The sequence below is a fragment of the Mycobacterium sp. genome, from assembly GCF_049280035.1.
Taxonomy (GTDB): domain Bacteria; phylum Actinomycetota; class Actinomycetes; order Mycobacteriales; family Mycobacteriaceae; genus Mycobacterium.
Genome location: NZ_JBAPPI010000778.1, coordinates 1 through 6,941, shown reverse-complemented (window position 1 = coordinate 6,941; position 6,941 = coordinate 1). Strand labels below are relative to the sequence as shown.

General features: G+C 65.9%; 7 protein-coding genes. 3 read left to right on the top strand and 4 right to left on the bottom strand.

The window, feature by feature from the left end; translation table 11 throughout:
• Positions 1-321, top strand: a 321-nt coding sequence (locus WAN71_RS24860; protein WP_422227877.1) for an MmpS family transport accessory protein, incomplete at its 5' end; no start/stop codon positions are given.
• On the top strand, positions 321-956 hold the full coding sequence (locus WAN71_RS24855; protein ID WP_422227876.1) for a DUF2561 family protein: 636 nt from the start codon (positions 321-323) through the stop codon (positions 954-956). The genes WAN71_RS24860 and WAN71_RS24855, both read left to right, overlap by 1 nt.
• Before the next feature lie 9 nt (positions 957-965).
• Here the strand turns inward: WAN71_RS24855 and WAN71_RS24850 are convergent, their stop codons facing one another.
• Genes WAN71_RS24850 through WAN71_RS24835 form a run of 4 tightly spaced genes read right to left on the bottom strand, consistent with a single transcriptional unit; the run spans position 966 to position 5,306 of the window.
• Positions 966-2,654: a cytochrome b gene (locus WAN71_RS24850; RefSeq protein ID WP_422227875.1), complete on the bottom strand. Its 1,689-nt coding sequence runs from the start codon at positions 2,652-2,654 to the stop codon at positions 966-968.
• Positions 2,651-3,838: a ubiquinol-cytochrome c reductase iron-sulfur subunit gene (locus tag WAN71_RS24845; protein ID WP_422227878.1), complete on the bottom strand. Its 1,188-nt coding sequence runs from the start codon at positions 3,836-3,838 to the stop codon at positions 2,651-2,653. The genes WAN71_RS24850 and WAN71_RS24845 overlap by 4 nt, the downstream gene beginning before the upstream one ends.
• A complete protein-coding gene (locus WAN71_RS24840; protein ID WP_422227874.1) occupies positions 3,832-4,665 on the bottom strand; it encodes a c-type cytochrome in 834 nt (277 codons plus the stop codon). Before WAN71_RS24840 ends, WAN71_RS24845 begins: the two co-directional genes overlap by 7 nt.
• Positions 4,666-4,694: 29 nt before the next feature.
• Entirely contained in the window at positions 4,695-5,306 is a 612-nt protein-coding gene (locus WAN71_RS24835; protein ID WP_422227873.1) for a cytochrome c oxidase subunit 3, read from the bottom strand.
• Positions 5,307-5,582: 276 nt separating this feature from the next.
• Here WAN71_RS24835 and trpD point away from each other — a divergent pair, with 276 nt between their 5' ends.
• Positions 5,583-6,671: an anthranilate phosphoribosyltransferase gene (trpD, locus tag WAN71_RS24830; RefSeq protein WP_422227872.1), complete on the top strand. Its 1,089-nt coding sequence runs from the start codon at positions 5,583-5,585 to the stop codon at positions 6,669-6,671.
• Positions 6,672-6,941 lie beyond the last annotated feature (270 nt).

Here is a 6,941-nt window from a genome sequence, read left to right as displayed (position 1 = left end):
CCTGCACCGGCCCCGGCACCCGCACCGCCGCCGCCGAGCGCCCCCGCCGCGCCTCGCCAGTACACGTATTCAGTGACCGGCACCAAGGCGCCGTTCGACCAGATCACGATCACTTACACCGATGCCTCTGGAATGCGAAGGACCCTGCCCAACGTCTACATCCCGTGGACGATCACGCTCACCCCGATATCAGCGTCCGACGTTGGTTCCATAGAGGCGACCAGCTTGCTGCGGCTGAGCAAGCTCAACTGCAAGATCACCGCCAGTGATGGAACGGTGTTGTCGGCGAACGAGAACAACCAACCGCAAGCGAGCTGCTAATGGCCGACAGGTACTCCGGAGCCTGGGGTCCGTGGAACAGGGTCGCGCCGGTTACTGGCGATCGCATCCTGGTCGGGTCGTGCGCCGCCGTCTGGCTGGCACTGGTGGGGATGAGCGTTGCGGCCATCGTCGCGCTGATGGACCTCGGCCGCGGCTTCCACGACGCAGGAGGGAATCCGCACGCGTCGTCGTTGCTCTACGCGATCATCGTCATCTCTGCGCTCGTCATCCTGGCGGCCATCCCAATGCTGTTGCGCGCCCGGCGCGTCACTCGAGACGGGCCGGTCGCGCGATCGGCGGTGACCTCAGCGCGCACCGTGAGTGGGCAGCCGATCCCGTCCCTGAATACGTCCGCGCGGACCATCAGCCAGGCGGGCCGTACCGAGCGGTTGACCACGTTACGGTCGGCATTGCCGGACGCGGCGGTAGACCGGATCTGGTTGCGCGGCACCGCCGCATTGATGGGCACGATGGGGGCAGCGCTGCTCGCGGTCGCGGTGGCAACGTACCTGATGGCGATTGGCCACGACGGCTTCTCGTGGACCAGCTACGGGATCGCCGGATTCATCACGCTGGTCATGCCGTTAGTCCCGTGGCGCCAGGTGCGGCAGGTGCGCCGCACGCTGGCCGCGTGAGATCTTCAGCTAGTGGTGGCCGTTCTGGCCGTTCGGTGAGCCGTTGCTGCCGTCCTGGTGCTCTCGCAGTGCGGTGAGGGCGCGTTGTTCGGCGGCGTGGCTGGCTTCGGCGAGCGCGGTGTCTTCGGATACCGGGTCGGCGAACAGGAAGCTGCCGGAGCCCGGCGAGCCGCCCGACCCGAGTTGGTTCATCTTGGTGGGCACGGTGGCGCCCTGGTACTCCAGCGGCAATGGGTGGCCGTGATCGTCGACGGGGCCGAGCGGCTGGTGCAGTTCGATGTAGGCGCCTTGCGGCAAGCGTTTGATGATGCCGGTTTCGATGCCGTGCTCGAGCACTGCGCGGTCGCTGCGCTGTAGGCCGATGGCCCACCGGTAGGCGATGAAGTACACGATTGGCGGCAGCACGACCATGCTGATGCGGCCGATCCAGGTTGTCGCGTTGAGTGAGATATGGAATTTGAACGCGATAACGTCGTTCATCGCGCTCAGCGTGAGCACCATGTAGAAGGCGATCGCCATGGCTCCAATTGCGGTGCGCACCGGCACATCTCGTGGGCGCTGTAGCAGGTTGTGGTGGGCGTAGTCGCCGGTGAACCGCTTCTCCAGGAACGGATAGATGGTCAGCAAGACGAAAACCAGGCCCATGATTATCGCGACCCAGACCACCGCGGGAATGGTGTGGTGGCCGATGTAGAACTCCCACGCCGGCCAGATACGGGCCAGGCCTTCGGTCCACATCATGTAGAAGTCCGGCTGCGAGCCGGCCGAGACTTGGGATGGCTTGTAGGGGCCCAGGTTCCAGATGGGGTTGATTTGCAGCAGGCCGCCCATCAGGCCGAGAAGCCCGGTGCACAGCGCGAAGAAGGCGCCGGATTTCACGGCGAACACCGGCATCACCCGCACGCCGACGACATTGTGTTCGGTGCGGCCAGGGCCGGGGAACTGAGTGTGCTTTTGGAACCAGACGAAGGCCAGGTGCGCGCCGATCAGCGCCAGGATGATCCCAGGGATCAGCAGGATGTGCAGGGCATACAGGCGGGGGATGATGTAGCCGGCCGCGGTGCAATCGTTTCCTACACCGCCGCAAGGGAAGTCACCGCCGAACAAGGCCCAGTGCAGCCAGGTGCCGATCACCGGCATACCCAGCGTGATCGACGACAGCGCGGCCCGCAGCCCGATACCGGACAGCAGGTCGTCGGGCAGTGAGTAGCCGAAGTAGCCCTCGAACATGGACAGGATCAGCAGCAGCGAACCGATGACCCAGTTGGCCTCGCGGGGCCGGCGAAACGCACCGGTGAAGAAGATGCGCGCCAGATGCACCATGATGGCCGCGGAGAACATCAGAGCGGCCCAGTGATGGATCTGGCGAACGAACAGGCCGCCGCGCACCTCGAAGCTGATGTCGAGTGTGGACGCGTACGCCTTCGACATTTCCACGCCGCGCAGCGGCTGATAGACGCCGTTGTAGGTGACGTCGTTCATGGAGGGGTCGAAGAACAAGGTCAGGTAGACGCCGGTCAACAGTAGGATGATGAAGCTGTACATCGCGATCTCACCGAGCAGGAACGACCAGTGCGTCGGGAAGACCTTGTTGAGCTGGCGGCGCACCGCAGCCGAGGGGTGATAACGCGAGTCGATGTCCTCGCCTTGACGGGCCAGGACATCGCCGATCTTCGGGGGACTCAGTTTCGGACTCATGATGTTGTGCGCTCCCAAAATGCCGGTCCGACAGGCTCGATGAAGTCGCCGTTGGCGACTAGATACCCATCGGCGTCAATGGTGAGGGGCAGTTGTGCCAACGCGCGTGCGGCCGGCCCGAAAATCGGTGTGGCGTAATGTAACGCGTCGAACTGCGACTGGTGGCAAGGGCACAGGATGCGATAGGACTGCTGTTCGTAAAGCGATGAGGGACAACCCAAGTGCGAGCAGACCTTCGTGAAGGCGAACAGCTCGCCGAAGTTGAAGCTCTCCTGGCCTTTGCGCTTGACCACCCGCGACATGTCGGGGGGCTTGATACGGATCAGCATCACCGGGTTACGGACGGCGGTCAGGATGGCTGTCAGCTTCTCGTGTGATTCCACCGTGGTGCCGTCACCGTCGGACTCGCGCCAAGGGAAGACCGTCTCCATGCCGCCGGCTTCGATGTCTTCGGGGCGCATCTTGACGAACGGCGCTCCCAGACTTTCGCCGGTGGCTCGGGCCACGAAGATGGTCTCGCCGTGAAAACGTGGCGTCCAGCCCGAGGTCCACAACACGGCTTTCTTGCCATCGGCGGTCTGCACCACCGGTTTCCACGGGTTCTTGATCAGGCCGCCGGCAAATGCCACGAGGGTGCCGAGTCCGAACGTGGCGAGCCCGACGCCCAGCGACAGGCCGATCAGTTTGCGACGCCGCAGCGTCGAACCCTCGAAAGCGTCGGTCAGGTTGGCGACCACGGTCTTACGGTCGATTTCGGCGGATCCGGAGCCCGCGCCGTCGTGGCGGTCCTGAATCGAAATCTCTTCGGGGATGAACTTTTTCTGGAACAGCACAGCGCCGACGGCGATGCATAGCACCGACAGCCCGAAGGTTAGGCCGTAGAGCGGGGTGGTCAGGGTGTACAAGAAGCTGCCCTGTTCATGGCGCGGCTTGTACTCCCACGGCCAGAACAAGAAAACCAGCAGCAACGCGAACCCGAAGAACCCGCCCAGCAAAAGCCAGGTCGCTACCAGGCGTTCGGCACGCTTTTCGGCCTTGGTGCCGGCTACCGGCCAGCGCGGCTCCTTGAAGACGGTTTCCACACCATCCAGCCGGCCGCCGAGATCGACGAGTTCCTCGCGCGACATGGCGTTCAGTTCGGCATCGGTGGGCTGTCCGGTGCCTTTCGCGTCGTCGGTCACGATCGTGCCCCAATCCAGAGTGCCGCTCCGATGACGGCGACCATCCCGATGATCCACATCGCCATGCCCTCGGGGGCGGGCCCGAAGCCGCCTAGGCCGTTGCCGCCCGGACTGCGTTCCTCGGTAACGGATTTCACGTAGGCGATGATGTCTTTCTTGGCATCGAAGGAGAGCTGACGGTCGGAGAACTTCGGCATGTTCTGCGGACCGGTCAGCATCGCGTCGAGGATCTGCTGCTCGTTGGCCGGCTCCAGGTCGGGCGCGAACTTGCCCGACGACAGCGCGCCACCCTTACCGGTGAAGTTGTGGCATGAGGAGCAGTTCAGCCGGAACAGGTCGCCGCCGCGGCCAATGTCATTGCCGCGCAGCGAATGCATCGCGATACTGCCGTCGGGGTTGAGGAATACGGTGGGCCCGCCACCGTTGGCTTCCACGTAGGCGCCCAGTGCGTCAATCTGCGGGCCGTCGAAGATCGGGTCTTTGCGGACCGCCTGGGCCTCGCCGCGCACCGCCGGCATCCGGCCGCTTGATACCTGGAAATAGACCGCGGCCTCGCCCACGCCGATCAAGCTCGGTCCGCGGTCGGGTACGCCCTGCAGGTTCGCGCCGTGGCAGGTTACACACGAGGTGTCGAAAAGCTGCTTGCCGGTCCGCAGCAGCGCCGAGGACGATTCGTCGGCGACAGCCACTTGTGGGCTAGGGGTCAAGACGGCCGCCAGCCCGCCGGCCGCCGAAAGTGCCACCACCAGCAGCAGTCCCGCGGACAAACGGCGACGCAGGCGACGTCGCGCCCGGTCACTGAGCGATCGGGTCAACCCCAGTCTCTTCAACCGAGCACTCCTGTCCTTACGCGCGCTGCTCATCGGATGAAATAAATCGTGGCGAACAGGGCGATCCAAACGATGTCGACGAAGTGCCAGTAGTAGGAGACGACGATCGACGCGGTCGCCTGAGCCGGGGTGAACTTGCTCATCGTGGTGCGGGCCAGCAGGAAAATGAAGGCGATCAGCCCGCCGATGACGTGGAGACCGTGAAAGCCGGTGGCCAGGTAGAAAACGCTGCCGTAAGCGCTGCTGGGAATCGTGGTTCCGTGGCTCATCAGGTGGCGGTACTCGTAGCCCTGTCCCAGGACGAAGAACAACCCCATCGCAAACGTGAGCAAATACCAGCGGCGCAGCCCGAACACGTCGCCGCGCTCGGCCGCGAAAACCCCCATCTGGCAGGTGAACGACGAGGCGATCAGCACCAGCGTGACCGGGACGGCTTGGTAGAGGTTCAGCTCGGTCGGCGCCGGCGGCCAATTGCCGCCGGCCTGAGCGCGCGCGGTGAAGTACATCGCGAACAGCCCAGCAAAGAACATCAATTCGCTGGAAAGCCAGACTATGGTGCCGACACTGACCATGTTGGGGCGGTTGAGCGAATGTACGCGCGCCGTGATAGCTGTACCCGAGGTCCCTACCGCACCCGTCACATCCGCAAGTATGACGCTTTGTAGTTGTCAATCTCCACCCGGGGCGGCAATTACCTGACCCGCTGCGCCCGGCTTCGCCGCGCTTGCGATCGGGTGGGGCTTCCGCATGGCGACCCGCTGCGCCCGGCTTCGCCGCGCTTGCGATCGGGTGGGGCTTCCGCATGGCGACCCGCTGCGCCCGGCTTCGCCGCGCTTGCGATCGGCTGGGGCTTTCGCATGGCGACCCGCTGCGCCCGGCTTCGCCGCGCTTGCGATCGCCATGGGACCATCTGCGATGTGGCGGTGTCAGCACCCGGGTCATCCCCGCGGCCCCCGGACGAGGCGTCGTCGTGGCGGCAGATCCTCACGGTCTTGACCGCGGCCCAGAACCTGTCACGCGGACAGGCCCGCTGGGCCATGGAGCAGGTCATGACCGGATCCGCGACGCCGGCCCAGATCGCGGCCTTCGCGGTGGCGCTGAAAATGAAAGTTCCGACGGCCGCGGAAGTCACCGAGCTGGCCGACGTGATGCTTCAGCACGCCCGCCGGCTGCCCACCGAGCAGATCGGAACCGACACCGTCGATGTGGTCGGCACCGGCGGTGACGGTGTCAACACCGTCAACCTCTCCACCATGGCGGCGATCGTGGTGGCGGCGGCCGGCGTTCCGGTGGTCAAGCACGGTAACCGGGCGGCGTCCTCGCTGGCCGGCGGCGCTGACACCCTCGAGGCGCTGGGGGTACGCATCGACCTGGATCCCGACGACGTCGCACGCAGTGTCGCCGAAGTCGGGATCGGCTTCTGCTTCGCGCCGCAGTTCCATCCGTCGTACCGGCACGCGTCGGTGGTGCGGCGCGAAGTTGGCGTGCCGACAGTGTTCAATTTGCTTGGGCCACTGACCAATCCGGGACGACCACGAGCGGGTCTGATCGGCTGTGCGTTCGCCGACCTGGCCGAGGTGATGGCGGGGGTTTTCGCCGCGCGCCAGTCCAGCGTGTTGGTGGTACACGGCGACGACGGCCTCGACGAGCTCACCACCACGACAACCAGCACGATCTGGCGGGTGCAGGCCGGCACCGTGGACAAGCTGAGCTTCGACCCCGCCGGGTTCGGGTTCGCCCGCGCCGATCTGGACGATTTACTGGGTGGTGATGCCACGGCCAACGCGGCGGAGGCCCGCTCGGTGCTGGCCGGCGCGAAGGGCCCGGTGCGCGACGCCGTCGTGCTCAACGCCGCGGGTGCGATCGTCGCCCATGCCGGGCTATCCAGCCGCGCCGAGTGGCTGCCGGCGTGGGAAGACGGGCTGAGCCGCGCCGCCGACGCGATCGACAGTGGCGCCGCCGAACAGCTGCTCGCGCGATGGGTGCGGTTCGGTCAGCAGCTCTGAATCCCGGCTCGTGACGGCCTGTTCGGCGGCTAGTCGCGCCGAGCGCGCCGATGCGGCCCACTCGGCCCACCGCCCGGCGGATCCCATTGGCGAACACCAACCCGCTGCATCGTCGCCGTCGCTGACCCGCACGATGCGGACCCCCGGCGCCGCCAGCCAACGCGCGATGAGCGCCGTCTCCTCTACCAGCGCGCCGCCCAGCGGGGCGGACTGCGGCAGGACCACCTGCGCGCCCGCCTGGATGGCGTCGACGACGGGCATCGGCGGCAC